The sequence below is a fragment of the bacterium genome (assembly GCA_035505375.1).
Taxonomy (GTDB): domain Bacteria; phylum Hydrothermota; class Tepidihabitantia; order Tepidihabitantales; family Tepidihabitantaceae; genus UBA2258.
The window spans coordinates 168,365-191,624 of record DATJQV010000075.1; the positions used below are offsets into that span (position 1 = coordinate 168,365).

General features: G+C 61.8%; 24 protein-coding genes. 17 read left to right on the top strand and 7 right to left on the bottom strand.

The genetic code is table 11. From position 1 onward, the window contains the following. Nucleotides 1–56: 56 nt before the first annotated feature. On the bottom strand, nucleotides 57–620 hold the full coding sequence (locus VMH22_12255; GenBank protein ID HTW92466.1) for a hypothetical protein: 564 nt from the start codon (nucleotides 618–620) through the stop codon (nucleotides 57–59). Nucleotides 621–723: 103 nt separating this feature from the next. On the opposite strand from VMH22_12255, the gene VMH22_12260 reads away from it, so the two are divergent. Genes VMH22_12260 through VMH22_12270 form a run of 3 tightly spaced genes read left to right on the top strand, consistent with a single transcriptional unit; the run spans nucleotide 724 to nucleotide 3,444 of the window. Next, a complete protein-coding gene (locus VMH22_12260) occupies nucleotides 724–1,446 on the top strand; it encodes a Mut7-C RNAse domain-containing protein (GenBank protein ID HTW92467.1) in 723 nt (240 codons plus the stop codon). Nucleotides 1,447–1,497: 51 nt separating this feature from the next. Further along, nucleotides 1,498–3,021 (top strand): histidine ammonia-lyase, encoded by a 1,524-nt coding sequence (gene hutH, locus VMH22_12265; protein HTW92468.1) that lies wholly within the window; start codon nucleotides 1,498–1,500, stop codon nucleotides 3,019–3,021. Nucleotides 3,022–3,081: 60 nt separating this feature from the next. Continuing rightward, nucleotides 3,082–3,444 carry a cupin domain-containing protein gene (locus VMH22_12270; GenBank protein ID HTW92469.1) on the top strand — a complete coding sequence of 121 codons (363 nt, stop codon included), beginning with the start codon at nucleotides 3,082–3,084 and terminating at the stop codon, nucleotides 3,442–3,444. 167 nt (nucleotides 3,445–3,611) lie between these two features. On the opposite strand, the gene VMH22_12275 is transcribed toward VMH22_12270, so the two are convergent. Continuing rightward, the gene (locus tag VMH22_12275; protein HTW92470.1) at nucleotides 3,612–5,396 is read right to left on the bottom strand and encodes a T9SS type A sorting domain-containing protein; all 1,785 of its coding nucleotides are present in this window, start codon (nucleotides 5,394–5,396) and stop codon (nucleotides 3,612–3,614) included. A gap of 234 nt (nucleotides 5,397–5,630) precedes the next feature. On the opposite strand from VMH22_12275, the gene VMH22_12280 reads away from it, so the two are divergent. The 6 genes from VMH22_12280 (at nucleotide 5,631) to VMH22_12305 (ending at nucleotide 10,923) form a co-directional block, all read left to right on the top strand. Continuing rightward, the gene (locus VMH22_12280) at nucleotides 5,631–5,846 is read left to right on the top strand and encodes a hypothetical protein (protein ID HTW92471.1); all 216 of its coding nucleotides are present in this window, start codon (nucleotides 5,631–5,633) and stop codon (nucleotides 5,844–5,846) included. A gap of 3 nt (nucleotides 5,847–5,849) precedes the next feature. Continuing rightward, a complete protein-coding gene (locus VMH22_12285) occupies nucleotides 5,850–6,101 on the top strand; it encodes a hypothetical protein (GenBank protein ID HTW92472.1) in 252 nt (83 codons plus the stop codon). 515 nt (nucleotides 6,102–6,616) lie between these two features. After that, nucleotides 6,617–7,165 carry a hypothetical protein gene (locus VMH22_12290; GenBank protein HTW92473.1) on the top strand — a complete coding sequence of 183 codons (549 nt, stop codon included), beginning with the start codon at nucleotides 6,617–6,619 and terminating at the stop codon, nucleotides 7,163–7,165. Between the two features lie 273 nt (nucleotides 7,166–7,438). Further along, nucleotides 7,439–8,983 carry an L-glutamate gamma-semialdehyde dehydrogenase gene (gene pruA / locus VMH22_12295; GenBank protein HTW92474.1) on the top strand — a complete coding sequence of 515 codons (1,545 nt, stop codon included), beginning with the start codon at nucleotides 7,439–7,441 and terminating at the stop codon, nucleotides 8,981–8,983. Nucleotides 8,984–9,003: 20 nt separating this feature from the next. Then, nucleotides 9,004–10,353: a cyclic 2,3-diphosphoglycerate synthase gene (locus VMH22_12300; GenBank protein ID HTW92475.1), complete on the top strand. Its 1,350-nt coding sequence runs from the start codon at nucleotides 9,004–9,006 to the stop codon at nucleotides 10,351–10,353. Between the two features lie 9 nt (nucleotides 10,354–10,362). Continuing rightward, the gene (locus tag VMH22_12305) at nucleotides 10,363–10,923 is read left to right on the top strand and encodes a hypothetical protein (GenBank protein HTW92476.1); all 561 of its coding nucleotides are present in this window, start codon (nucleotides 10,363–10,365) and stop codon (nucleotides 10,921–10,923) included. Between the two features lie 42 nt (nucleotides 10,924–10,965). On the opposite strand, the gene VMH22_12310 is transcribed toward VMH22_12305, so the two are convergent. Beyond that, on the bottom strand, nucleotides 10,966–12,096 hold the full coding sequence (locus tag VMH22_12310; protein ID HTW92477.1) for a zinc-dependent alcohol dehydrogenase family protein: 1,131 nt from the start codon (nucleotides 12,094–12,096) through the stop codon (nucleotides 10,966–10,968). A 105-nt stretch (nucleotides 12,097–12,201) separates the two neighbouring features. Between VMH22_12310 and VMH22_12315 the strand changes: the two genes are divergently transcribed. From VMH22_12315 to VMH22_12325, 3 genes are all read left to right on the top strand, one after another. Then, complete coding sequence (locus VMH22_12315) at nucleotides 12,202–13,740, top strand: phenylalanine--tRNA ligase subunit alpha (protein ID HTW92478.1); 1,539 nt, start codon at nucleotides 12,202–12,204, stop codon at nucleotides 13,738–13,740. A 127-nt stretch (nucleotides 13,741–13,867) separates the two neighbouring features. Beyond that, nucleotides 13,868–15,700: a phenylalanine--tRNA ligase subunit beta gene (gene pheT / locus VMH22_12320; GenBank protein ID HTW92479.1), complete on the top strand. Its 1,833-nt coding sequence runs from the start codon at nucleotides 13,868–13,870 to the stop codon at nucleotides 15,698–15,700. A 38-nt stretch (nucleotides 15,701–15,738) separates the two neighbouring features. After that, the gene (locus tag VMH22_12325) at nucleotides 15,739–16,266 is read left to right on the top strand and encodes a hypothetical protein (protein ID HTW92480.1); all 528 of its coding nucleotides are present in this window, start codon (nucleotides 15,739–15,741) and stop codon (nucleotides 16,264–16,266) included. Between the two features lie 231 nt (nucleotides 16,267–16,497). Here the strand turns inward: VMH22_12325 and VMH22_12330 are convergent, their stop codons facing one another. The 4 genes from VMH22_12330 to VMH22_12345 are packed head-to-tail and all read right to left on the bottom strand — an operon-like array spanning nucleotide 16,498 to nucleotide 18,440. Further along, nucleotides 16,498–17,007, bottom strand: a complete 510-nt coding sequence (locus VMH22_12330) for a ferritin family protein (protein HTW92481.1) — start codon at nucleotides 17,005–17,007, stop codon at nucleotides 16,498–16,500. Nucleotides 17,008–17,009: 2 nt separating this feature from the next. Beyond that, the gene (locus tag VMH22_12335; GenBank protein HTW92482.1) at nucleotides 17,010–17,402 is read right to left on the bottom strand and encodes a response regulator; all 393 of its coding nucleotides are present in this window, start codon (nucleotides 17,400–17,402) and stop codon (nucleotides 17,010–17,012) included. Between the two features lie 43 nt (nucleotides 17,403–17,445). Further along, the gene (locus VMH22_12340; GenBank protein HTW92483.1) at nucleotides 17,446–17,925 is read right to left on the bottom strand and encodes a pyridoxamine 5'-phosphate oxidase family protein; all 480 of its coding nucleotides are present in this window, start codon (nucleotides 17,923–17,925) and stop codon (nucleotides 17,446–17,448) included. Continuing rightward, a complete protein-coding gene (locus VMH22_12345; GenBank protein ID HTW92484.1) occupies nucleotides 17,922–18,440 on the bottom strand; it encodes a flavin reductase in 519 nt (172 codons plus the stop codon). The genes VMH22_12340 and VMH22_12345 overlap by 4 nt, the downstream gene beginning before the upstream one ends. Before the next feature lie 273 nt (nucleotides 18,441–18,713). On the opposite strand from VMH22_12345, the gene VMH22_12350 reads away from it, so the two are divergent. The 5 genes from VMH22_12350 to VMH22_12370 all read left to right on the top strand — a co-directional run bounded on the left by VMH22_12350 (nucleotide 18,714) and on the right by VMH22_12370 (nucleotide 22,936). After that, a complete protein-coding gene (locus VMH22_12350) occupies nucleotides 18,714–19,289 on the top strand; it encodes a hypothetical protein (GenBank protein HTW92485.1) in 576 nt (191 codons plus the stop codon). 34 nt (nucleotides 19,290–19,323) lie between these two features. Then, on the top strand, nucleotides 19,324–19,803 hold the full coding sequence (locus VMH22_12355) for a hypothetical protein (protein ID HTW92486.1): 480 nt from the start codon (nucleotides 19,324–19,326) through the stop codon (nucleotides 19,801–19,803). Between the two features lie 181 nt (nucleotides 19,804–19,984). Continuing rightward, nucleotides 19,985–21,202 carry a WG repeat-containing protein gene (locus tag VMH22_12360; protein HTW92487.1) on the top strand — a complete coding sequence of 406 codons (1,218 nt, stop codon included), beginning with the start codon at nucleotides 19,985–19,987 and terminating at the stop codon, nucleotides 21,200–21,202. 62 nt (nucleotides 21,203–21,264) lie between these two features. Continuing rightward, nucleotides 21,265–21,744, top strand: a complete 480-nt coding sequence (locus VMH22_12365) for a hypothetical protein (GenBank protein ID HTW92488.1) — start codon at nucleotides 21,265–21,267, stop codon at nucleotides 21,742–21,744. 181 nt (nucleotides 21,745–21,925) lie between these two features. Next, nucleotides 21,926–22,936 (top strand): WG repeat-containing protein, encoded by a 1,011-nt coding sequence (locus VMH22_12370; protein HTW92489.1) that lies wholly within the window; start codon nucleotides 21,926–21,928, stop codon nucleotides 22,934–22,936. Nucleotides 22,937–23,260 lie beyond the last annotated feature (324 nt).

Here is a 23,260-nt window from a genome sequence, read left to right on the forward strand (position 1 = left end):
TAGGGGCGGCGGCAAGCCACCAGTCGTTCTCCGCACTTGATCGCTGGACCACTTTCCTATTTCCACTTGACCGTCACGTCCTTGTCCGGGTAGAACTGCTTCCTGGTGAAGAAGTACGATACGGTTCCGCCGGACATTACCGTGCTGTCCGCCTTGTAGGTGAGCGTGACACCTGTGAGATTCTCGGGCACTGTAATGTGGAACCGCGCCCGGTCAATCGGTCGCTTCCATTTGCGGGTCGTGGTGACGATGTAGGTGGCCGAGTTCGCCTTCAGGGGCTGTTGGTAGTAAGCGAAGAACGAGTCCTCGACGCCCGGCTGAAACCGCATCTTGAATGAAACGCCCGAATCCTGCCGTTGGAACCCGTGCTGCCTGATTTCGACTGAGTCTGGGTAGAGATGCGTCGGGTCGAGCGGGAACGGGTAGAATACTGATGCCACAAGCGGGTCCTTGGACGAGCTCGTGAAGTGATACATGCCGCGCACCTCGAGCGTGCCCGGCCGCACATCCATCGCTATTTCCTCCCGCGCAAAGTGCACGGGCGACACCGGCTCCGCCTTCCGGCAGGCTGCCAGAACGAGGAATCCGCCAACGCATGCGAGCACGTGCCACTTCCGCATGCAGGAATATGCCTCGCTCACACGCGCTTGTCAAATGGCGTCGGACCGATGCCCGGTTGACCGGTGGTCTTGATTTCAAGGGCTTTTTGGCTAGATTAAGGCCGTGATTCCCGAAGAACAGCAAGTTCCGGCGCCCGACAACCGCCGGCAGCCACGCCGTCACCGGCCTCGTGGCCGCGGCCCACGCGGCCACATCGCCCCGCCCAAGAACCCGGAGAACGTCAGCTTCCTCTGCGACGTGATGCTCGGCAAGCTGGCGCGAGAGCTGCGCCTGCTGGGCTACGACGCCGCGTACGACCGTACCCTGGGCGGCATGCCCGCCTACCGAATTGCGCGGCAGAGCGGCCGGATACTGCTTACCCGCACAAGCAAGCTCAAGGGATTGCCGGGGACGATATATATACCGGGCCAGCTCGCGCCGGAACAGGTGGCGCAGGTCAAGGCCGAGATGGAAGCGGGCCTGAAGCCTGCGGTCCCGGTCGAGGTCGAGGAGACGCCGGTGCCTGTCGCAAAGCCGCCGGTTCCTCGGCCGCAACCGCAAAGCGCGCCCGCGTCGCCGCCGGCCGAGAAGATAGCTGCCTACGGCCGGTGTCTGCAGTGCAACGTCCCGCTGGAGAAGCTGACCCGCGAGCAGGCGCGGCCGTCGGTGCCGTTCTTCATTTACCAGATTCATCACGATTTCCGTGGTTGCCCGAAGTGCCGCAAGATCTACTGGCCGGGTAACCATGTCGAACAGATGGCGCAGCGGGCCGGGCCGCCCCCGCGAGCGCGCCGGCCGTTCCGAGGCGGTCCCCGCAGACAGCAGAATACTGGAGAAACAAAGTAGCGGTTCCGGCCGGGAAAAGAGGCCGGGCCCGCTTCTCACGGAGGTAATCGGATGGCGGTTGTACTAGACGGCAAGAACCTGAAAATCGAGGACATCGTCCGCGTGGCGCGACGGCGTGAAAAGGTTGAGCTGGCCCCGGCGGCTAAGGCGAGAATCAACAACTGCCGCGCTTTTATCGAGGAGAAGGTCAAGGAGCGGGCGGTGATGTACGGCATAACGACCGGCATCGGCGAGCTGTCCGAGACCATCCTGACCCCGGAACAGACCGAGCAGTTCCAGCGCTACATCGTTTACTCGCATTCGGCCGGGTGCGGCGTGCCGCTGCCCGAGGAGACGGTGCGGGCAGCCATCTGCTCGCGCATCAACGTTCTCTCCAACGGCCATTCCGGTATCCGGCTGAAGGTCGTGGAGTGCATGGTCGACATGCTCAACAAGGGTGTGACGCCGGTCGTCTACGACAAAGGCTCGGTCGGTGCATGCGGCGACCTCTCGCCGATGAGCCAGATGGCGCTCGTGCTGCTCGGTGAGGGCGAGGCGTTCTACCAGGGCAAGCGGATGAGCGGGGCCGAGGCGATGAAGGCGGCAGGCGTGACGCCGATCCAGTTCGAGGCGCGCGACGGCCTCGCCTGCATCAACGGCTCCAACATGACCGCGGGCTGGGGCGCGCTGCACCTGAACGACGCGGACCACTACTACAAGGTCTCGGAAATCGCTGCCGCGCTGACGTTGGAAGTCGTCAATGCCAACATGGTGGCCTTCGACGAGCGGATTCACAAGGTGCGCGGCTATCCCGGGGCAGTGACGTGCGCCGAGAATATCCGGCGGCTGACGGCCGATTCCGAGATGCTCAAGCAGCCGGGCAAGAAGGTCCAGGACGCCTACAGTCTGCGCTCCACCCCGCAGGTCGTGGGCGGGGCCAAGGACGCGCTCAAATGGGCGCGCTACATGTTCGAGACCGAATTGAACGGCGTCGGCGACAACCCGCTGTTCTTCCCGGACGAGAAGGCCTACCTGACCGGCGCCAACTTCCAGGGCACCCCGCTCGGGCTCGCGCTCGACCTGGCCGGCGAGTGCGTAACGATGATCGCGGTGCTGTCCGAACGCCGGACCAACCGGCTGCTGAACCGCAACCTGTCCTGCGGCCTGCCCGCTTTCCTGACCTTGGGCGCGGGGATGTTCTCCGGCCTGATGCTCACCCAGTACACGCAGGGCATGCTCGTCTGCGAAGACCGCATCCTATCGTCGCCGGCGTCAGTCGGCTCGATACCGGCCGCGGCCGACCAGGAAGACTTTGTGTCGATGGCGTTCACCGCCGCCCTGAAGACCAGACAGATTCTCGACAACGCCTGGTACGTCGTCGCCATCGAACTGATGGCGGGCGCGCAGGCGGTCGAGTTCCGCAAGCCGCTCAAGCCGGGCAAGGGGACGCAGATCGCCTACGACGTCGTGCGCGAGTACGTGCAGCCGATGGTCGAAGACCGGCCGGTCCAGGAAGACATCAACAACCTGACTGCCGCGGTGAAGTCGGGCGAACTGCTCGACGCGGTCGAGCACGCGGTCGGGAAACTGAACTAGGAAGGGGCTAGGACTCGGACCAGAGCCCGAAGACCGGCCCGTTGCAGCAACGCTTGCGCCATGCTCATCAAGAAGCTGAAGGACTGCAGGGAAATCACGGCCGGCGACGGAACCAGGCTGCGTGAGCTGCTTCACCCTGGGAGTGATGCCGCCGCAATTCGCTGCTCGCTTGCGGTCGCGTGGGTCGCTCCGGGAAAGCAGTCCCGGCCGCACCGGCTGAAGACGGCCGAAGTGTACTACGTCGTTAGCGGCAGCGGCACGATGCACATCGGTGACGAAGCCGCCGCGGTCTCGACCGGCGACGCCGTCTACATACCTCCCGGCTCGGTTCAGTGGCTCGAGAATGCCGGCAGCGACGACATAGAGTTCGCCTGCATCGTGGACCCGGCCTGGCGGCCGGAGGACGAAGAAATCGTCCAATAGAAAGCCGGGCCCGGCTTGCCAGGCCCGGTCTGAGGTTCTCTCGGGGTCACCAGCTAACCCGGTCGAACGGATAAATTATCCCTCGGCCTGCGCCGTCGGTCAAGATTAAACAACGCGAAAAGCGAAGGGGACGGCGCTGGCCGTCCCCTGGTAAGTCGGTAGCTGTCCTACTTCACAATCGTCATCGGCACCGTTAGCGTTGCACCGTCGGCGTTGGCACGCACGAAGTACACGCCGGGCGTCATGCCCGCAGCGTCGAACCCGAGCGACTGTCTGCCTGCAGGGCTGTGGCCGTCGAAGAGCGTCCGCACGACGCGACCCGCGCGGTCGTACACCTGCACCCGCAGGTCGGCGGGCCGATTGAGCGTGTAGTTCAGCCGGCCGCTGCCCGAGAGCGGGTTCGGTGTGACGCTAAGAATGTTCTCTTCCATCACCAACCGCCGCTGTTCGGCAACGCCGGTCGAGTCGCTCCGGACGAAGTACGCACCGCGGATGGACGGGGTGCTCCAGCTTAAGTAGGCGACGCCGAAATTGCCACTGCCCAGGTATTGGATCCCGGGCTGGTTCCAATACGGCTGGTTGGCCGCAATCGACACGGGAGTGCTCCAAGAACCGCCGGTGTAGGGCCGCCAAGTGTAGCGTAATGACCGAGTCGGGGTGTAATAGCGGTAGACAGCCCCTTCGCCGCCGCCGCCGCGCAGCATGACCGCCGGCGACTCGGAGGTCGTCATGGTGTCGGGGTCGAGGTACAGCCAACTCCAGTTCGTGCCGCCGTTGTAGCTGACAAAGTACTTACACCAGTACACCGACGATCCCTGGTAGTCAAAGGCACAGAGAAGCGTGTCGTGGTAGGCGCCGATTGAAGTCAGCGGAGTGGAGGTCCCGGCCGGACTAGAGAGGACATTCCCCCACACGTCTCCCGGCCTGTCGGTGTCAATCCGCAGGTTGTTGCTCTTGTCGTAGTAGGAAGCCCAGAGGAAGAGCGAATCGTACCCTTCGTTTGTGCAATCCGAGAGACCGCGGTCGGCGTTCGTCACGCCGGTCGCTATCTCAGTCCACGCTACCGCTCCGGTGTCGGACCAGACAAATGCGAGCGTGCCGCTGTACGTAATGGCAAGACAATAAAGCCGGTTGTTGAAGTAGTCCTGGTTCGAGACGACCGAAACTTCCTTGATGGAGTCGTTCGCCGCCGCGGTGTAGACCGTGATGTAGTAAGCGCCGCCGGTGAACGGAGCTTGCGCTCCCGTGCTGGCGCTGAAGCGGCGGATGCGTGCCTCACGGTTCGGGCTGGCTCCGCCATCGTACGCGACGTAGCAGTAGTCGGTCATTACCGTAGTACTGACCGAGTACATGCTGAGGGAAGTGGACCATTCGTAGGTTTCGCTCCAAGTTGCGCCGCCGTCGGTCGAGAGGTTGATCGACCAGTAGTTGCTCGAGCCCGACGGGTATTTCAGGACCGCAAACAGGTGGCCGGTGGCACGATCAACGTCGAGACGGACAAGCTGGACTGAATCGCGGTTGCCGATGCGGACGTCGGTGCCCCATAGGGCGGTCTGAATCGTCGGCACCGGCTTTCGCCACGAGCAACCGATGGCGATCTCAGCCGGGTCGGTCAGGCGGGCCAGCGACTCAAATCCTGCCAGCGCGTCATCGTACCGGCCGTCGTTCCAGTTCGCTTCGACCGTGCGAGCGAACGCCAGTGCTTCACTGGTGGCGTTAGCGTCCAGCTCGATGTTGATCCGGGCGTTGGCGCGTTGGGCCGGAGTCATCCGCGCAAGCCTCGTCCACACCTTTCCGCCCGGGGACTGCGCCTGCGCCCGCTGCACGGCCGTCCGGTCCAGCCTGAAGTTGTGGGTTGACGCTGCGGGAGTCTGTCCGGGAACATACGGCAGTTCCTGCGCAGACACGAATGCCGCCAGCACAAGAACTGCGGCGAAAACGGCACGTAACATCTGTCCTCCTAGGTTAGAGCTTCTGCTGATGTTATACCGACCCGACGTGAAATGTCAATATTGTCTACACTGGCACGTCTGGCTCGGCCATCAAGATACGCAGGTGGGCCTACCACCAAGTCGGGAAAACCTGTGGGCTTGCAGTCAGACCTGGCGGCCGTGAACCGCCGGGGGAACGTCGGTCCCGACCCGGTCGGCTGTTGACAAAGGGAACGTTTGAGGTGACAATTTGGCATGGCGGATGCACGGCCGTTGTTTCTTGCCATCGCGCTGGAGGCGGCGCCATTGGGCGTAGTCCGGCTGGCCCGACCGGCTCGGCAAAGGAGCGCGTATGTCGCGACGCTGGTCGTCGAACCGAACGACTATCAGCCCGCCGGTTTCATCGAAACCGAGACCGGCGTCGACGTGCTCTGGCTGTATGGCGGCAATCCGCGTCTGGCAGGTAGCTGAGCCATGGGCAAAGGGCCGCAGATCCCGAAGCGCGATGCCGAGCGTGCGCTCAGGGTGCTGGAGTACAGCCGGAAATCCGAGCCGAAGTACAAACGGCCCAATGCCTTTGGGGCCTGGCTGACGCTCCTTATCGGCCTGGCTGTGGCCGGACTCATCGTCTACTATGTCCTTCACCACAAGGAGCAGTTCGCAAGCCTCTGGCAGAAGGCGACGCATCCTCCCGCGGCGGCGTCACAGGTTCAAACCGACCAGTAGCACCGAGTTCTACCTCGGGAATCGCCCCGCGAGAGACCCCGCGAGTCGCCATGCGAATCGCTCTGCGAGTGGCAGCCCTAATTGCGCCGTGAGTGACCCTTGGAGTCACGACGAGAATGACGGGCAGAGCGGATTCGCCAATCGCGGTCCAAGTCGGCCCGCGTATCCCTCTCCGAGTCACGCGCTGAAACGAACTGCAAGTCCATCTGAGAATCGCCCCGCAAGTCCCATTCCGAGTCCATTCCCAAGTCGCCGTGCGAACCACCCCGGGAACCGTCCCCGGAACGATCCCCAGGACGAATCGCGTGGCGAACTCAACCGCCGTTTCTTGCTTGACTTAGCGTCTCTCTTGCCCACTGACTCGCACGAGTCTTATTGGTATCATGCGGTTCATGAAAACCGGTTAGTAGTGATGGCCCGGTTCAGACGCGGTTTGGGCAGGCGGCCGAGCCGATTACTGATCGCCTACGGCTGTTACTTGACCGCGGTGCCGTGAGCCGCTACACTCGCCCGACATGAACCTTGCGAAACACCGAGAATTCCTGCTGCGCGAGCGGTGGTTCTCGCTGAAGGACAAGGTCGACGTCATGGACCCGGCCACGCAGGAGCCGGTCGGGTACTTTCAGCGGAAGCTGTTCAGTATCCCGATGCTATACCGGCTCTACGACGTTTCCGGCGAGAACGAACTGATTGTCCAGCAGCGGCTCTGGTCCTTTCCGTCTGCATACCGATTCTTCAGCGGCAACTCGTCGGGCGAGCCGGACGAAGCCGCCCTGTTCGGGCAACTCAGGCGCACGCTATTCCCATTCGTGCCGCACTATTGGTTCGAGGCCACGGATAGCACGCGTCAATTCGAGCTGCGCGGGGACTTCATCGGGCTCAACTACGAGATTAACAGGGATGGACGCGCCATCGGCAGCGTGTCCAGGAAGTTCTGGGCGATTCGGGATACATACGGTCTGAGGATCGATGCTGCCGTGCCCGACCGCATGGCGCTGCTGCTTTTGGGTTCCGTGATCGTCATTCACGCCATCCACGAGCGCCGCCGCCGCAGCCGGGCCTGAGTCCGCAGCCCGACACAAGCCCAAGCTCAAGCATGAGGCCGAGGCATCCTGCCTCGGTTTGACTTCGACCGGCCAGAAGCTATCCTGTAGGAGGGTCGGGGACAACGACCCAATACTTGGAGTGAACCCGGCAACGGCGGTCGCTCAGGAAAACTGCGAACTCCGAAGTTCGGCATCCTAGCTGGCCGCGCGTGCTTCTGAAGCACAGCCCGGAATCAATAATAGCCGTTGCGATAATGTAAGTCCGTACAATTACTTATTGCAGGAGGCATCATGCTACCGAAATTCAGCAATGAGCCGTATCTGGATTTCTCAAGACCCGAGAATCAGGAGCCGATGAAGAAGGCGCTCGCCGACCTGAAGGCGAAGTCGTCAACGGTCTATGACCTTGTCATCGGCGGCAAGCACATCAAGGCCAAAGAGGAGTTCGTTTCTTACAACCCCTCGGACAAGAGCCCGGTCGGCACGTTCCAGAAGGCGACCGTGAAGGAAGCCGAGCAGGCGATGAAGGCCGCGCTCAAGGCGTTCGAGACATGGCGCTACATGCCTGCCATCGAGCGGGCCGGCATCGTCCTGCGCGCATCGCGGATGATGAAGCAGCGTCGGTTCGAGTTCGACGCCGCGATGATTCTCGAAGAGGGGAAGAACTGGCTCGAGGCGGACGCGGACTTCGCCGAGGCGGTGGACTTCCTCGAGTTCTATGCGAGAGAGGCGATTCGGTACGACCAGCCTGGCGGCGTGACGACGTATCCAGGCGAGAGTAACGAGGTACGCTACATCCCGCTGGGCGTAGGCATCGTGATTCCGCCTTGGAACTTCCCGTGCGCCATCATGGCCGGGATGACGACTGCGGCTGCGGTCACGGGCAACACCGTGGTGCTGAAGCCTTCGTCGGACGCGCCGCTGCTCGCGGCCTTGTTCATGGACGTGCTGGAGAAGGCCGGTATGCCGGCCGGAGTCGTGAATCTCCTCACCGGGCCCGGTGGCTCGGTCGGTGACTATCTCGTTGAACACCCGAAGACGCGGTTCATTTCGTTCACCGGGTCCAAGTCCGTGGGCTTGGGTATTATCGAGAAAGCGGCGAAGACCCAGAAGGGCCAAATCTGGGTCAAGCGGGTCGTGGCCGAGATGGGCGGCAAGGACTGCATCATCGTTGATTCCGAGGCCGACGTGGCCGACGCGGTGGAGGGCGTGGCCATCGCCGCGTTCGGGTTCCAGGGGCAGAAGTGCTCGGCCTGCTCACGGGCCATCGTGGACGCGAAGGTGTACTATGAGTTCGTGCGACTGCTGGTCGAGCGGGTGAAGAAGATCACCGTTGGCCCGACCGCGGACCGCGCGAACTGGATGGGACCGGTCATCAACGAGCGGGCGTACAATTCGCACCTTGAGTACATCAAGGTCGGGAAGGAAGAGGGCAAGCTCGCCATCGGTGGCAAGCCGGGACCCGAGGGCGGCTGGTTCATCCAGCCCACCGTGTTCGTCGACATACCGAGGAACGCGCGGCTCGCCCAGGAGGAGATCTTCGGGCCGGTGCTCGCCGTCATCAAGGCGGACAACTACTCCGATGCCCTGGCGATAGCTAACGGCACCGAGTATGGTCTGACCGGTGCGGTCTATTCCCGCAACCGGGAGAAGATCTACCGGGCCAAGCGCGAGTTCATGGTCGGCAACATGTACATCAACCGAAAGTGCACGGGCGCGCTGGTCGACGTGCAGCCGTTTGGCGGATTCAACATGTCCGGTACCGACTCCAAGGCCGGCGGCCGCGACTATCTGCTGCTCTTCCTGCAGGCGAAGTCGATGACGGAGCGGTTCTGATAGGACCTATGGAGAACAAGATGCCAAACAAGAAGCGCGTCATTATTGTCGGTGCGGTCGGGATGGACTACCACGTCTTCAACACCTACTTCCGCGACAACCCCGAGTACGAGGTCGTGGCGTTCACGATGGCCAAGGAGCAGAACCTGGGGACGACCGGCGGTGCGCGACCATACCCGGCGAGCCTCTGCGGCAAGCTCTACCCGAACGGAATCCCGACCCGGTACGAGCACGAACTGCCCAGCCTGATAAAGGAACTGAAAGCGGAAGAAGTCGTCTTCGCCTACTCGGACGTGCCCCACGTCTACCTGATGAACCTCGCGTCGCAGGCGCTGGTGGCCGGGGCGAACTGGCGGCTCATCGCGCCCCGGTTCGTCCAGATTCAGGCGAACAAGCCGATTGCCGCAGTCTGCGCCGTCCGGACCGGTTGCGGCAAGTCCCAGACGTCGCGCCGCGTCTATGAAATCCTGAAGAACAAGGGCCTGAAAGTTGTGGCGATACGCGAGCCGATGCCCTACGGCGACCTTGAGAAACAGGTCTGGCAGCGGTTCGCCACCTACAAGGACCTTGACGACCAGCAGGCGACCATCGAGGAGCGCGAGGAGTACGAGCCGTACATCGACTGCGGTATGGTCATCTATGCCGGGTGCGACTACGCGGAAATCCTCAAGCACGCCGAGGCCGAGGCCGACGTCATCGTCTGGGACGGCGGCAACAACGAGATATCCTTCTACAAGCCGGACTGCCTCGTCGTCATCGTGGACCCGTTGCGGCCCGGGCACGAACTGCGCTATCATCCGGGCGAGGTCAATCTCCGCGCTGCCGACGTCGTGGTCATCAACAAAGAGGACACAGCCAAGCCGACCGACATCGAGAAGGTGCGCGCGAACGTGAAGCAGGCGAACCCGAACGCGGTCATCATCGACGCCGATTCACCGCTAACCGTGGCCGACCCGGCCGCGGTCAAAGGCAAGCGCGTGCTCGTGGTCGAGGACGGCCCGACCGTGACGCACGGCGGCATGGGCTACGGCGCGGGCAAAATCGCCGCGCAGCAGTTCGGAGCGAAGGAAATGGTCGACCCGCGGCCGTTCGTGGTCGGTTCCCTCAAGAAGACGATGGAGGAGTTCAAGCACCTGCAGAAGGTGTTGCCGGCCATGGGCTACTCGGCCGAACAGCTCAAGGAACTCGAAGCGACCATCAACGCTGCCGACTGCGATGTCGTCCTGTCCGGTACGCCGATTGACCTTACGCGCATCATCAAGGTGAACAAGCCGATAGTGCGCGTGAGCTATCGGCTGCAGGAGAAGTCCAAGCCGGACCTCGAAGACGTCATCACCGACATGCTGAAGCGGAAAGGCCTGAAGGCCTAGGCTGGTTCCGTGTCCACTTCCCCGATTCCCAGCGCCGGAGAGGACAAGACTCTCCGGCGCTGGCATATTACTCTGACGGTTGCCGCGTGGCTGCTCATCGCGCAATCGAGCCTGACACTCATCAGTGGGTTGATCGGCATGGTCCTCGCGCCGATTGCAGACCCGGGAGCGATGCTCGGCCAGTTCGGCGCGCTGGGTGACCGGTCAAGCGGCGCCATGCTCGAAACGCTGATGCGGCAGACCGTGTTCCTTAACCGCATCCAGACCGTGGGCAGCCTTGTGCTACTGGCTGGCTCAGTCGGGCTCCTGCTGAGGAAGAAGTGGGGCTGGTACACTGTAATCGCGGTCCACGTGGCCGCAGCCGTCGCGGTTTTCATCTGGGTCATGCCGATGTTCAAGACCCTCTACCTCGCGCTTGATCCCCACAACGCCGGCACCATGGCGGGCGTGCTTTCAATCCTGAGCGCGCTGGCACCGGCGGTGGTTGTCGCGTTCCTCTTGATGAAGCCGATCGTCAGCCAGTTTGAGAAGAAAGGGGTCCGGGATTCAAGGATTCCAGGGGTCCAGTGAAGGACCGATACCGGAATCCCTGGATTCTTGTTCCCTCTACCCCTACTGCGAGACCCGAAGTACCTTGGCGCCGCGGATGCGGCGCTCTCTTAGCTCTAACAGAGCTCGATTGGCCTCTTCGAGCGGGTACTCCTGTACTTCGGGCTTGATTGGGATTCGCGCGGCCAGTGCGAGGAACTCGCTGATGTCTCGGCGCGTGACATTGGCCACGCTCTTGATTTCCTTTTCCATCCACAGGTGCTTCGCGTAGTCGAGTTCAAGCAGAGCCTGCCTGTCGATTTCCTCTTTCCGAATCGCGTTGATGACCAGCCTGCCGCCGGGCTTCAGGTTCCCAAGCGCAGCGACAACCGTATTCCAGACCGGTGTCGTGTCGATGATGGCATCCAGCAACTCTCGGGGTTTGTCGTTCGTATCGCCTGCCCAGGCCGCCCCTAACTCGCGGGCGAATATCTGTTCTTCCGTGCTGCGGGCGAAGACGTAGACGCGCGTTTCTGGGTGCTGGAATAGGACGGTCTTGAGTACCAGGTGTCCTGACGCCCCGAACCCCGTCAGACCGAGAGTAGAGCGCGGAACATGACTGCGAAAACGGGGACTGTACCGCGCGTCTTCGCGCTCCGTGGGACTGTCCCCGCTTTCGCAGGTATCGTGTCCCAAGCCCCAAGCCAGACGTAGCGACCGATAGCCGACTGCTCCGGCGCACAGCAGTGGCGCGGCTTCAGCATCGGCGAAGGCGTCCGGTATCGGGTAGGCAAATCTCTCGGGAACGGTCATGTACTCGGCATAGCCGCCATTTGCGTCCCGGCCCGTGGCTCTGAATTCAGGACAGAGGTTTTCCTGTCCGCTGAGGCAGTACTCACACTTGCCGCAGGCAGCGAATATCCATGCGACGCCTACACGGTCACCTACCGTGGGCATCTTAGATTCTAGATTTGAGACTGATGATTGCCGGGGACCAACAGCTACGACCCGACCGACGACCTGGTGGCCCGGAATGGTCGGCAGCTTGGGAGGCGGCGTGCGGCCTTCGATTTCATCCAGTTCGGTGTGGCAGACGCCACAGGCTGAGACCTTGATGAGAATCTCGCCCGTCACCGGCACCGGCTCCGGGACGTCGCGGAGTTCAAGGGGCGCATCTTCCAAGCGCCCGGTGCGGGTGATGAGCATCGCCTTCATGTGTTGTTCTTGTTCAAGATTAGACCGGACTCGGACGATTTCAAGGTCAGCCCACAACCTCCACTTCCTTGACTTTCTCTCGTATTCCGGCATATTGAGGCAGCCATGACGAAGCTGCCCGAAGCAGAGTACCGTATCCTCGCCGCGCTTGAGGCGGGCAAGGCGCTTGCGGTCGCGGACATAGTGAAGCAGGCTGGGGCCGACCAGTCGCCCGTGATGGCCGGTGCGGCGATGCTGGCGCAGCGCGGGCTGGTAGTGATTGCCGAAGAGTCGCAGGAGGAGTTCAGCCCTACCGACCTCGGTCGCGAGGCGGCGAACGGCTTCCCTGAGCGCAAGGCGCTGGCAGCGCTGAGGGCAGCGGGCGGTGCAGTCAATCTGTCCGAGCTTCCAAAGTTGCTGGGCAAGGACGATGTCCGGACCGAGATCAAGTGGCTGACCCGCAAGGGTTGGTGCACGCGCGATTCCGGCGTGCTCGCGGTGGCCGCGGCCGCCGACGCGAAGGGCGCGGACGAGTCATTCGTGGAGAAGCTCGCGGAGCTCGGACAGGCCACGGAATCCGAGCTGGCCGGCGCGGGCGTCGATGTGAAAGCGGCGCTGGAATTGCTCAAGGGCAGGAATGAGCTACTGAAGCGGAAGAAGCGCGTCAATCGTAAGCTCTCGCTGACCGATGCCGGCGAGGCGCTCAAGGCAGGCGGCATCGAGCCCGCGGTCGAAGTGAACCAGCTGACACCGGAGCTTCTCGCATCCGGCAAGTGGCGCGACGTCATGTTCAGGAAGTACGACCCGGGACTCGCTGCGGCACCGACATACCCGGGTAAAGAGCACCCGCTGCAGAGGGTCATCCAGGAGATTCGCCAGGCATTCTTCGAGATGGGTTTCGAGGAAGTCACGTCACCGACCGTGGACACGGCGTTCTGGGTTTTCGACGCCCTGTTCCAGCCACAGGACCATCCGGCGCGCGAGATGCAGGATACGTTCTACGTCGCCGAGCCGAAGCACGGCCGGCTGCCGGGAGAGGGACGCCAGACGCCAGACGCATCACGCCTTACGCCGGACCTTGTGGAGCGGGTGAGAAGGACCCACGAGAATGGTGGCGACACGGGTTCAACCGGGTGGCGCTACAAGTGGGACATGGAGAAGGCGCGGCAACTCGTACTGCGCACCCACACGACCTCGGCTTCCATCCGCGCGCTCGCGGCGAACCCGAAGCCGCCGCGCAAGGTGTTCTGCATAGGCAAGACCTTCCGCCGGGAGGCGACCGACCAGACACACCAGGCCGAGTTCATGCAGATTGACGGCATCATCATTGATGAGCAGGCGACACTCGCGACCCTGTTCGGCACGCTCGAGGCGTTCTACAGGAAGATGGGCGCGGAGGAAGTGAGATTCCGACCTTCGTTCTTTCCCTATACCGAGCCGAGCGCCGAGGTGTTTGCCAAGATGGGCAACCTTGGGTGGATTGAGATGTGCGGTTCCGGCGTGTTCCGGCCCGAGGTGACGCGGCCGCTCGGGTGCAAGGCGCCGGTGCTGGCGTGGGGCGGCGGGGTCGAGCGCATCGCCATGCTGCGCTACGGGCTCGAAGACATCAGGAAGCTGTACATGGCGGATATGGATTGGCTCCGCAATGCGAGGCTTAGCGGATGAGATTTCACCGGAGCGGTCGAAGTCAGATGCTAGAGGCTAGAGTGCAGAAGCTAGAATCGCGGTGCAGGACCGGACTTCTGCAATGTGCAATCTGTGATCTAGAATCTAGAATCGTCCGGAGGACGACTTGCCAGTAGTTGGTATTGCCACGGCGACGCTCAAGCGGCTCATCGGCAAGAGCCTGAGCAAGGACGAACTCGTCGCCGCGATCGAGCAACTCGGAAACAATGTGGAAGGGACTGCGAGCATCACTGCGTTCCGTTGCGACAAGTGCGGGCAGGTGACCGAAGTCCTTGAACAGGAGAGCTTCAACGGTGCGTGCGAGTGGTGCGGCAGCATGGCGCTGGTCGAGACCGGCTCGTCCGAGGTCATCCGTATCAGCCTGCTGCCGGTGAGGCCGGACATGTTCGACGCCGCCGGGCTGGCGCGAGCGCTGCGCGGCTATCTCGGCATAGAGACCGGCCTGCCCGTGTACCGTGTGGAACCGTCAGGATTCAAAGTCACGGTGCAGCCGGGGCTCGAGAGCATCCGGCCATACATCGTCGCCTGCGTTGTGCGCGGCCTAGTTATGGACGACGAGACGGTGAAAACCGTCATGAAGATGCAGGAAAATCTGCACTGGGCGCTGGGGCGGAACCGGCGTCGCGCATCCATCGGTGTGTATGACCTCGATACGGTGGAACCGGACTTCGAGTATTCGGCGGTGGCGTCCGATGGCGTGAAGTTCGTTCCCCTATTTGGCATGCCCGTTGACGAAGGGACGAGGGACGAGGGACGAGGGACGGGGGCAGCGGAGATGCGGGCCGCGACGCCGAAGGAGATACTTGAGAAGCATCCGAAGGGGGTCGGCTACAAGCACCTTTTGGAGAAGTTCGACAAGTACCCGCTGCTCTGCGACGCCGGCGGCAAGGTGCTCTCGATGCCGCCCATCATCAACAGCGAAGATACGCGAGTGACGCAGAAGACCCGGAACCTGTTCATCGACGTGACCGGACCGGACAAGCATGCGATTGAGAAGACTATTGCCGTCATCGCCTGCGGGCTATCCGACCTCGGGGCCAAGATCGAGACGGTACAGGTTGTCTACCCGGATGCGACGAAGGAAGTTACACCCAACCTGAAGCCGCAGATACGCAGCATCGACCCGAAGGCTATCGAGCGCCTGGTCGGAGTCGAAGTGCCGGACATGGTGAAGGTGCTCGAACGGATGCGCTACGGGGCGAAGCTCGATGGCGGCAGTCTTGCACTCCAGATTCCGGCGTACAGGGCTGACATCATGCATGACTGCGACGTCTTCGAGGACGTGGCGATCGGCTTCGGGTACCACAACATCACGCCGCGGCTCGTGCCGAGCATGACCGTGGGCAGCCACCAGCCGATCGAGGAGCTTTCGACAACTGCGCGGCGGGTGATGACCGGGCTCGGGTTTCTGGAAATCATGACCCCGGCGCTGACCAACGCAGCGGATCATTACGACAAGCTCGGGCTATCGGCGCCCGAGCACTCTGTGCGGCTGGAGAACCCGATCAGTGTCGAACAGACCATGGCCCGCGAGCAGCTCATTACCGGGCTTCTGAGTACCCTCCGTGTGAACACCACCCGCGAGATGCCGCAGAGCATCTTCGAAGCCGGAGACTGCTTCGAACTGGAATCGGCGGAGGAGACCGGTGTCCGGACGCGGCGCAGGCTCGCGGCGGCAATCGCCGGTCCCAGGGCCGGCTACACCGACGCAAAGCAGGCATTGGACGCGCTGGCTCGCGAGTTTGGCCGCGACGCCCGGTTCGAGCCGTTCGAGAGCCCGACGTTCATCCCCGGCCGGAGCGCCCGCGTCTTCATCCGAGCGGGCAGCGGCGAGACAATCTGGGGCGTGCTCGGTGAAGTCCATCCGGCAGTGCTGGAGTCGTTCGGCATAACCCAGCCGACTTCTCTACTTGAAGTAGACCTCAGCATTATGTTATAATTGCGGATATGAGTAAATGTCCTCACTGTGGTGAAACCATGGGTAGTGATCAGACGACCTGCTTTGCCTGCGGTCAGCACAAACACGAACGTGGCCTTCGGCACAAGCATGGTGCCAGCCCGGTGGTGATTATCGCCGCCTGCCTGTTGGTTGCCGTAGTGCTCGGCGGTGCTTATCTCGCCCACGCCAACGCCGCCAAGAAGCAGGCGGCCCAACTTGCGGAGCAGCAGTCGCAGCAGTCAGAGGATGCGAGCCGTCAGGCCACGCGCCAGTGGCGGGATGCGGAACGGGCCGCTAAGAATGACGATGAATCGCGAGGTTTTGCGGCGGAGCTGGACGACCTCGAATCCCGCTACCAGTCAACATGCACGCGCGTTGCATCACAGCCCACCCCACAGCAGAAGAGTATAATGAGTCAGGTGGAGGCTGAGATGAAGCGGCTCCGTCGCTCTGCCGTCTACATTGCTACGACGCCGGAGGAGCAGAAGCCGGCAATGCGAGACAGCATTCATGCGGGCGAACAGCGGGTCACCGACCTGACGAACCAGTTGTCCAGCCCTCAGTGATTCCATAGCGGTTCTGAGTCTCCGGCCGCAAAGCGCAAACTGGGGCGGCGAGCGTTCAAACTGGACGCGGACCCGCAGTCTCAGCTACAGACAGATTTGGTATTACGCCGCTGCGCCGCGAGTGAGCGGCGTGACGCCTCCAGCCTGAGGTTGTGTGCCGCGTGCCGGTTTGCAGCGGCCGAAGGCTGCCGGCTCAGGTTGTAGGCTCAGCTTTCGGGCGGAAAAGGTCTGTCAGAATGGGGCGAAGTGCGCTTCGCTCCAGTACGATTCCTTCAACAGGCTGGCCTGCCGGCTCAATGCCGAGGCGTGCGTTTCTTCCCAGTTCGCCAGTTCCTCGAAGAAGTGCTTGACGGACGGCTGTTCGGCGTCGCGTGCCATAGTCCGGTAACGCGCCACAGTCGCCTCTTCCAGGGCTAGCCCGACAGCAAGCGCGGTCATCTCCCAATGCGCCTCGCCGATCCGCGAGCGCAGCGCTTCCGAGAATATCGGGCTGGGACCGGACAGGTCGGCGTGGGATGCAGCTTTCATTTCCTCAAGCGGCGTTCCCTCGATGATATGGTGGTACTGCCGTCGCAGCCATTGCTGGTGCTCGGTCTCCTCCCGGGCAAGCTGCATGAATACTTCGCGCCCCCGGGCGTCAGTGGTCCTGCTGGCCGCGACCGTATAGAACTGAACCCCGGTTTGCTCGGCGAGGATTGCCTCCTTGAGGGCAGCAACAAGCTGGTCTGCAGTCTGGTTCAACGCTACTGGTCGGAGGCGGCCGACGGCCCGGCGGCGAGGAGTTCGGAGACCTTGGCGAGCAGCGCAGGCTGGTCAACCGGCTTTCGGAAGAAGGCGCTGGCGCCGGCGTCGAGCACGAGCTTCGCATCACGCATGTCCACGACGCCCGATACGATGATCACGGGCGCCTTCACGTCGGGATCATTGCGGAACATCTCAATCGTCTTGTAGCCGTTGTTTATCGGCATGTCCATGTCCGAGATGATGAGGTCGGGCTTGTGGTCCCATGCCGCCTCAAGCCCGGACTGTCCTTCCTCGCCGATTATGACCTGGTAACCGGCCGACTCAAGCAGCTTCTGTAGCATCAGGCGAATGCCGAGGTCGTCGTCAATCACCAGAATCGTCTTCTGTTCCATTAGTTTCAGCTTATGGCCGGACTAGGAACTAGTCAAGCGAATGCTAGCTGCCTTGCTTGCCGCTCCAGCCGGTCACCTTCACCCGAATGACCGCAACGCCGGTGAGCCGTTCCGGCTTGAGCAGCCGAGCCTTGACCGGTCCCGGTTCCGGCTCGAGCCGCTCGATGAGCAGGCGCAGGGCGCGGAGCTTCTCATCCGGGTCGGCGACGACTTCTGCCCGGCCTTCGAACTGGACCGTGCGGTACTTGTGTTCGCACTCAGTGGCCACGTACCCGCAGTCCTCCAGCACCTGGCCATACACCTGCGGATTAGCTTTGATGACGTCAATCTTCAGGCCGACCGGCGAGCAGTGGAAGTAAAAGCAGTTACGCTCAGCGTCAAACGCGTGACTGAGGGTGACAAGGTAGGGCTGGTTCTCAGTACACAGGGCCAGCGTCAGGTACTTCTGGCTCGCGATGATGCGGGCGATTTCGGCCGGGTCGGAGATGGCCCGGTCCGGGTGGCGTGTATGCCAGCTCTTCATCGCGCCGTTCTCATCAGGCAGCGCGTAATCTCGCCGATGTACATGCGGTGGTAATCCTTCTTCGGGTAGTGGATGTCGGTCTTCGGGTCGAGGAATCGCCTTGGGTCGATGTCCGTCGTGTAGAGCTTGCGGCAGATGAACACGAGCCGGGCCTGCTTGAAGGTCACAGCGTCCTTGAAAGGAGTAACCGGTTCGAGGCCGGTCTCCCTCGCCTTGTCGTAGTCCCGTCCGGACTTCGAGCCGCAGAAGACCAGCGCCTTCCGGTACGTCTTCGTGAAGAACGACAGCGTGAACCGCTCGTTCGCCTCCATGAACTCGTAGGTGTAGCGCGTGGGCCGAACGAAGACGAACGAAACCGGACGGTTCCAGAGCACGCCCAGCCCGCCCCAGCTTGCAGTCATCGTATTCCACCGCTCCGGCGTGCCGGCGGTCACGAGCATCCATTCCAGGTCAATCAGCTTGAAGACGTTGTCCTTCAATCTGTACGGGTCAATCTTCATGAATTCACTGGCCATTCCAGCTCCTCTCATCTTCGAACGAGATTATAGCGCCGGTCGCGGCTCCGGCAAACAGCGGGCGATGCCGTTGGCCTGCTTGACTTGCCATATCTCGTGTCTATTCTCTTGCCGCAATGGGCACGCCCCCATCCGCGCCTAACCCGGCCCGCGACCTCCTGGTCCGCAACCATGGAATGCCGTGTCCCCGCGGTTCCCTGGTTCAGGATGTTTCTCGGGCTCGGGAGGGCAACCCTGATCGTCCGGAATGTCACACAGTCGATGGGAGGTAGCATGAAGAGTATCGCCGCCGCCGCAGTGCTTCTACTGCTGCTCGCAGGCAGCGCACGGTCGGCCGAGTCGTCCGCGCCGGGACCGATGGGAGCCCAGTACATGAAGGCCGGGCAGTATGACAAGGCCGCTGACAGGTTCACCGAACTGCTTGGGGAACACGACCCCTTCCACTCCATCCTTGCGTATCTTTGCCGAGGTTGCTGCTACTACAAGATGGGAAAGTTCCAAGCCGCAGAGAACGACGGTGACTCAGCCTTGGCAGTCGAGACGGAAGGATCGAGCCCAGAATCCGGGGCCGACCTGAAGTCGTTGGGCTACCTTCTGAAATCGTCGGCGTTTCTGACCCAGGGCGATTACGAAGCAGCACACGAAGCCGTGTGGAAAGCTGCCGGGGATCCCGGCCTGGCTCCATCTTACTCCAGCATCTTCATCCCCTGGGTGCACGAAGTCCTAATGGAAGCGGACGGCGGCAAGCCCGTGCAACTCATCCCCCTGTACAAGGACCTGGGGAAGAAGACGTACGAGCTGCTTGTCAGCCTGATATCGACCGATGATAACGCATGGGACATACGTTAGTTCCCTCGTCCGCCAAATTGACAAGGAGGTCTCAGTGACTATTCGCGTGCTTGCATCAATGGCGATGCTCGGCTCTGTCGCCCTGGCTGAAATCCAGGGAGAGTTGGCCAATAGCGCCCCCCCGTGGTTCGTTGTTGACGACTCATCCCACATCCACCAGTGCAAGTGGACGGGCTCCGGCGACACAGTCGGATTCTACGAAGGTGACACAGTCTACCTCTCGACCGGCGACGGCGATTGTGTCATGAGTAGCTCAGCGGACGGGGCCGGCCACCGGGCCGAGGTCTGGGTCACGGCGCTTGACTACACGGGCGGCGTGATTCTCAACGATGGCAGCCCGTGGCTCGTGGGCGACGACGACTCTAAATACCGGGTAGAGTTTCTCGATGGTCAGGCTGATTATTTCCACAAGGACGATTCCGTCATACTGTCGAAGAGCTCGGGCACTGGCTACATGCTGCGGGTCAGTGGGACCATCAAGGTGGCGAAGGTCTCGATAGAAGAAGATGAGTAGCACCTGCTCGCTTTTCGCGGCGCTCGGGATGACGGCAGACGCTATCGCATCACGTTGCGGTTGTGATTGAGGATCATACATCTCTTTCCTCGCCGAGATTCGGCGAAGCCTGAAGGAACTGACGGAATGAGAGCAGCCATCCGGTCCACCGGGCGGCTGCAAACAAAGGAGACATGACATCATGAGGCAGGTCCCGATCGCCACGCTCGCGCTGTTGGCTATGCTGTCATACGGACAGACGGTGGGCACGCCGGCCGTGCAACCAGCACCGGAGCATACCGGTCTGTTCCCCGTCTTTGACGGCGCGAAGCACGGCTACATTGACAAGAACGGTAAGCTGACTCTCCCCCTGCAGTTTGACGACGCCGATGACTTCTTCGAAGGACTGGCAGCGGTCAACGTCGGCGGGAAGGCGGACGAGTACGGCCGAGCTGTGGGTGGGAAGTGGGGCTACATCGACACCACCGGCAAGTATGTCATCGAGCCGCGGTTTGACGGGGTTCGGGGCTTCTCCGAAGGACTGGCAGCGGTCAACGTTGGCGCGAAGCCAGATTCTGAGGGTCACCCCTCGGGCGGGAAGTGGGGCTACATTGACAAGACCGGCAGCTTCGTCTCCAACCCGCAGTTCGACGGCGCCATGGACTTGTCTGAAGGACTGGCAGCCGTCAACGTTGGCGGGAAGTCGGGTGAGTGCGGCTTCGCTGAGGGTGGGAAGTGGGGCTATATCGACAAGACCGGCAACCCTGTCATCAGCCCGCAGTTCGACGAGACCTACGGCTTCCGCGAAGGGTTGGCGCTGGTCACGCTGGGCAGGAAAAGAGGTTACATTGACAAGACCGGCGAGTACATCATCGAACCGCGATTTGTCGACGCCAGGGACTTTTCCGAAGGGCTGGCAGCGGTGAACGTCGGCGGGAAGTCGAACAGGTACGGCCTCGTCGAAGGTGGGAAGTGGGGCTACATTGACAAGACCGGCAAGCTTGTTGTCGAGCCGCGGTTTGACGGGGTTCGGGGCTTCTCCGAAGAACTGGCAGCGGTCAACGTTGGTGGGAAGCCGGACGAGGACGGCTTCTTTGAAGGTGGAAAGTGGGGCTACATTGACAGAACCGGCAAGTTCGCAGTCAAGCCTCGGCTTGACGGGGCTCAGGACTTCTCCGAGGGACTGGCAACGGTCAACGTTGGCGGGAAGTCGGACGAGTGGGGCGTCGCTGAGGGTGGTAAGTGGGGCTACATCGACAAGACCGGCAAGTTCGTTATCAAGCTGCAATTCGACGAGAACAACGACTTCCGCGAAGGGTTGGCGCAGGTTGGGCTTATCGGGAGACAAGGCTACATTGACAAGACCGGCAAGTACGTCTGGAGGCCATCGAACCCGAAAGACGCTTCAGGCGGGCAATGAACGCGACCTCAAAAGAGACCGGACGTGATTCTCTAGTCCGCCATCTAACCAAGGAGGCTTCTGTGAGCATGCGCGTGCTTGCATCCATGGCGATACTCGGCTCTGTCGCCCTGGCAGGAATCCAGGGAGAGTTACTCAATAGCAACCACCCCTGGTTCGTTCTTGACGACGCAAACAGCATCTACCTGTGCGAGTGGTCCGGTAACGGGGAACCCGCCGAATTCTACCGAGGTGACACAGTCGATCTCTCGACCTGCGATGGCGAAGGTGTCATGAGTAGTGCCACCGGCGAGGACGGCCCCCAGGCTGCGGTCCGGATCACGACTCTGAACTACACGGGCGGCATAATTCTCAACGATGAAAGCCCGTGGCTCGTGGGCAACGACGCCGTCACCTACCGAGCAGAGTTTCTCGCCGGTCAGCCTGATGATTTCCACAGGGACGATTCCGTCATACTGTCGCAGAGCTCGGGCACCGGCTACATGCTGCGAGTCAATGGGGACTTCAAGGTGGCGAGAGTCTCGATAGAAACGACAGAGTAGCGCCTGCTCGCCTTTCGCGGCGCTCAAGATGACGATGGACGCTGTCGCACCAGGTCGCGGTTGTGATTGAGGGTGGTACACCTCCTTCCTCGCCGAGACACAGCGGAGCCTGAGGGAGCTGACGAAATGCGAGCAGCCATCCGGTCCACCGGGCGGCCGCAAACAAAGGAGACATGACATCATGAAACAGACCCTAGTCACTGTGCTGGCGTTGCTGACGCTGCTCCCCTGCGGGTTGCAGGCCCAGCCGCAGGACGTGAAGCCGGAGGAAGAACACGCCGGTCTTTTCCTCGTACAAGTTGGCGGCAAGTACGGCTATATCGAGAAAACGGGTAAGCTGGCCATCGGCCCGCAGTTCGACTGCGCCTGGGAGTTCTCCGACGGGCTGGCGCGGGTTCAGATTGGCGACAAGTTCGGATACATCAACAAGACGGGTAAGCTAGCCATCGACCCGCAGCTTGAAGCCGCTTACGATTTCTCCGACGGGCTGGCGCGGGTCCAGGTTGGCGACAAGTGGGGCTACATTGACGCAACCGGTAAGCTCGTCATCAGCTCGCAGTTTGACTTCGCCGTGGACTTCTCCGACGGGCTGGCACCTGTAGCGATTGGCGACAAGTACGGGTACATCGACAAAGCCGGCAAGCTCGTCATCAGCTCGCAGTTCAACCTCGCCGGGGACTTTTCCGAAGGGCTGGCACCCTCGAAGATCGGCGGCAAGTACGGATACATCGACGGGACCGGCAAGGTCGTCATCAAACCACAGTTCGATGACGCCTCCGGCTTCTCCGGAGGTCTGGCTTGCATTGAGATTGGCGAAAAGTGGGGCTACATTGACAAGATCGGCAAACTCGTCGTCAAGCCGCAATTCGACGGCGCCCGGGCTTTCTCCGAAGGGCTGGCACTGGTCGAGGTCGTGGACACGACGGTTGGCCCGAAGTTCGGCTACATTGACAAGACCGGCGGGTACGCAATCAACCGGCAGTTCAGTGAAGCCAACGACTTCTCCGAAGGGGTGGCAGCGGTCGAGGTTGACGGCAAGTACGGTTACATCGACAAGACCGGCAAGGACGTCATCAAACCGCAGTTCGATGACGCCTTCGGCTTCTCCGGAGGTCTGGCCTGGGTCTCGATTGGGGGCAAGCGGGGCTACATTGACAAGACCGGCAAGTACATCTGGGAGCCCTCAAAGTAGCGACCCGCCGCGTCCGCGAGACCGGACCTGAGGAATCCGCGTGGTCCGGGTCAGGCAATGAGCGATTCCTGACGCGCGGGCGGGCGGATTCGGGATGAGGAACCCAAATCTGTTGATGACCATGGGACCAAAACGCGACGGTTCGAAAGATACTGTCAAGGTTCGCCCGCCTGTTACACACCATCGGTGGCCCCATCGAATCTCACGCTCTTTGTCCCAGGACCGTGGCACTTCGGATGTAGCCCGACGCGACGCACGAAGTGCCACGAAAAACCCAATCTAACACGCGTAGATTCAACAACAAACGCGTGCGACCATACACAG

What these genes read in the sequence shown, in the direction of transcription:
- VMH22_12270 (HTW92469.1), top strand. Translation starts at nt 3,082, where the DNA reads ATGCTCATCAAGAAGCTGAAGGACTGCAGGGAAATCACGGCCGGCGAC.
- VMH22_12290 (HTW92473.1), top strand. Translation starts at nt 6,617, where the DNA reads ATGAACCTTGCGAAACACCGAGAATTCCTGCTGCGCGAGCGGTGGTTC.
- VMH22_12370 (HTW92489.1), top strand. Translation starts at nt 21,926, where the DNA reads ATGAAACAGACCCTAGTCACTGTGCTGGCGTTGCTGACGCTGCTCCCC.
- VMH22_12275 (HTW92470.1), bottom strand. Translation starts at nt 5,396, where the DNA reads ATGTTACGTGCCGTTTTCGCCGCAGTTCTTGTGCTGGCGGCATTCGTG.
- VMH22_12300 (HTW92475.1), top strand. Translation starts at nt 9,004, where the DNA reads ATGCCAAACAAGAAGCGCGTCATTATTGTCGGTGCGGTCGGGATGGAC.
- VMH22_12340 (HTW92483.1), bottom strand. Translation starts at nt 17,925, where the DNA reads ATGAAGAGCTGGCATACACGCCACCCGGACCGGGCCATCTCCGACCCG.
- pruA (HTW92474.1), top strand. Translation starts at nt 7,439, where the DNA reads ATGCTACCGAAATTCAGCAATGAGCCGTATCTGGATTTCTCAAGACCC.
- VMH22_12315 (HTW92478.1), top strand. Translation starts at nt 12,202, where the DNA reads ATGACGAAGCTGCCCGAAGCAGAGTACCGTATCCTCGCCGCGCTTGAG.
- VMH22_12310 (HTW92477.1), bottom strand. Translation starts at nt 12,096, where the DNA reads ATGAAGGCGATGCTCATCACCCGCACCGGGCGCTTGGAAGATGCGCCC.
- VMH22_12325 (HTW92480.1), top strand. Translation starts at nt 15,739, where the DNA reads ATGGGTAGTGATCAGACGACCTGCTTTGCCTGCGGTCAGCACAAACAC.
- VMH22_12280 (HTW92471.1), top strand. Translation starts at nt 5,631, where the DNA reads ATGGCGGATGCACGGCCGTTGTTTCTTGCCATCGCGCTGGAGGCGGCG.
- hutH (HTW92468.1), top strand. Translation starts at nt 1,498, where the DNA reads ATGGCGGTTGTACTAGACGGCAAGAACCTGAAAATCGAGGACATCGTC.
- VMH22_12345 (HTW92484.1), bottom strand. Translation starts at nt 18,440, where the DNA reads ATGGCCAGTGAATTCATGAAGATTGACCCGTACAGATTGAAGGACAAC.
- VMH22_12335 (HTW92482.1), bottom strand. Translation starts at nt 17,402, where the DNA reads ATGGAACAGAAGACGATTCTGGTGATTGACGACGACCTCGGCATTCGC.
- VMH22_12350 (HTW92485.1), top strand. Translation starts at nt 18,714, where the DNA reads ATGAAGAGTATCGCCGCCGCCGCAGTGCTTCTACTGCTGCTCGCAGGC.
- VMH22_12255 (HTW92466.1), bottom strand. Translation starts at nt 620, where the DNA reads ATGCGGAAGTGGCACGTGCTCGCATGCGTTGGCGGATTCCTCGTTCTG.
- VMH22_12285 (HTW92472.1), top strand. Translation starts at nt 5,850, where the DNA reads ATGGGCAAAGGGCCGCAGATCCCGAAGCGCGATGCCGAGCGTGCGCTC.
- VMH22_12360 (HTW92487.1), top strand. Translation starts at nt 19,985, where the DNA reads ATGAGGCAGGTCCCGATCGCCACGCTCGCGCTGTTGGCTATGCTGTCA.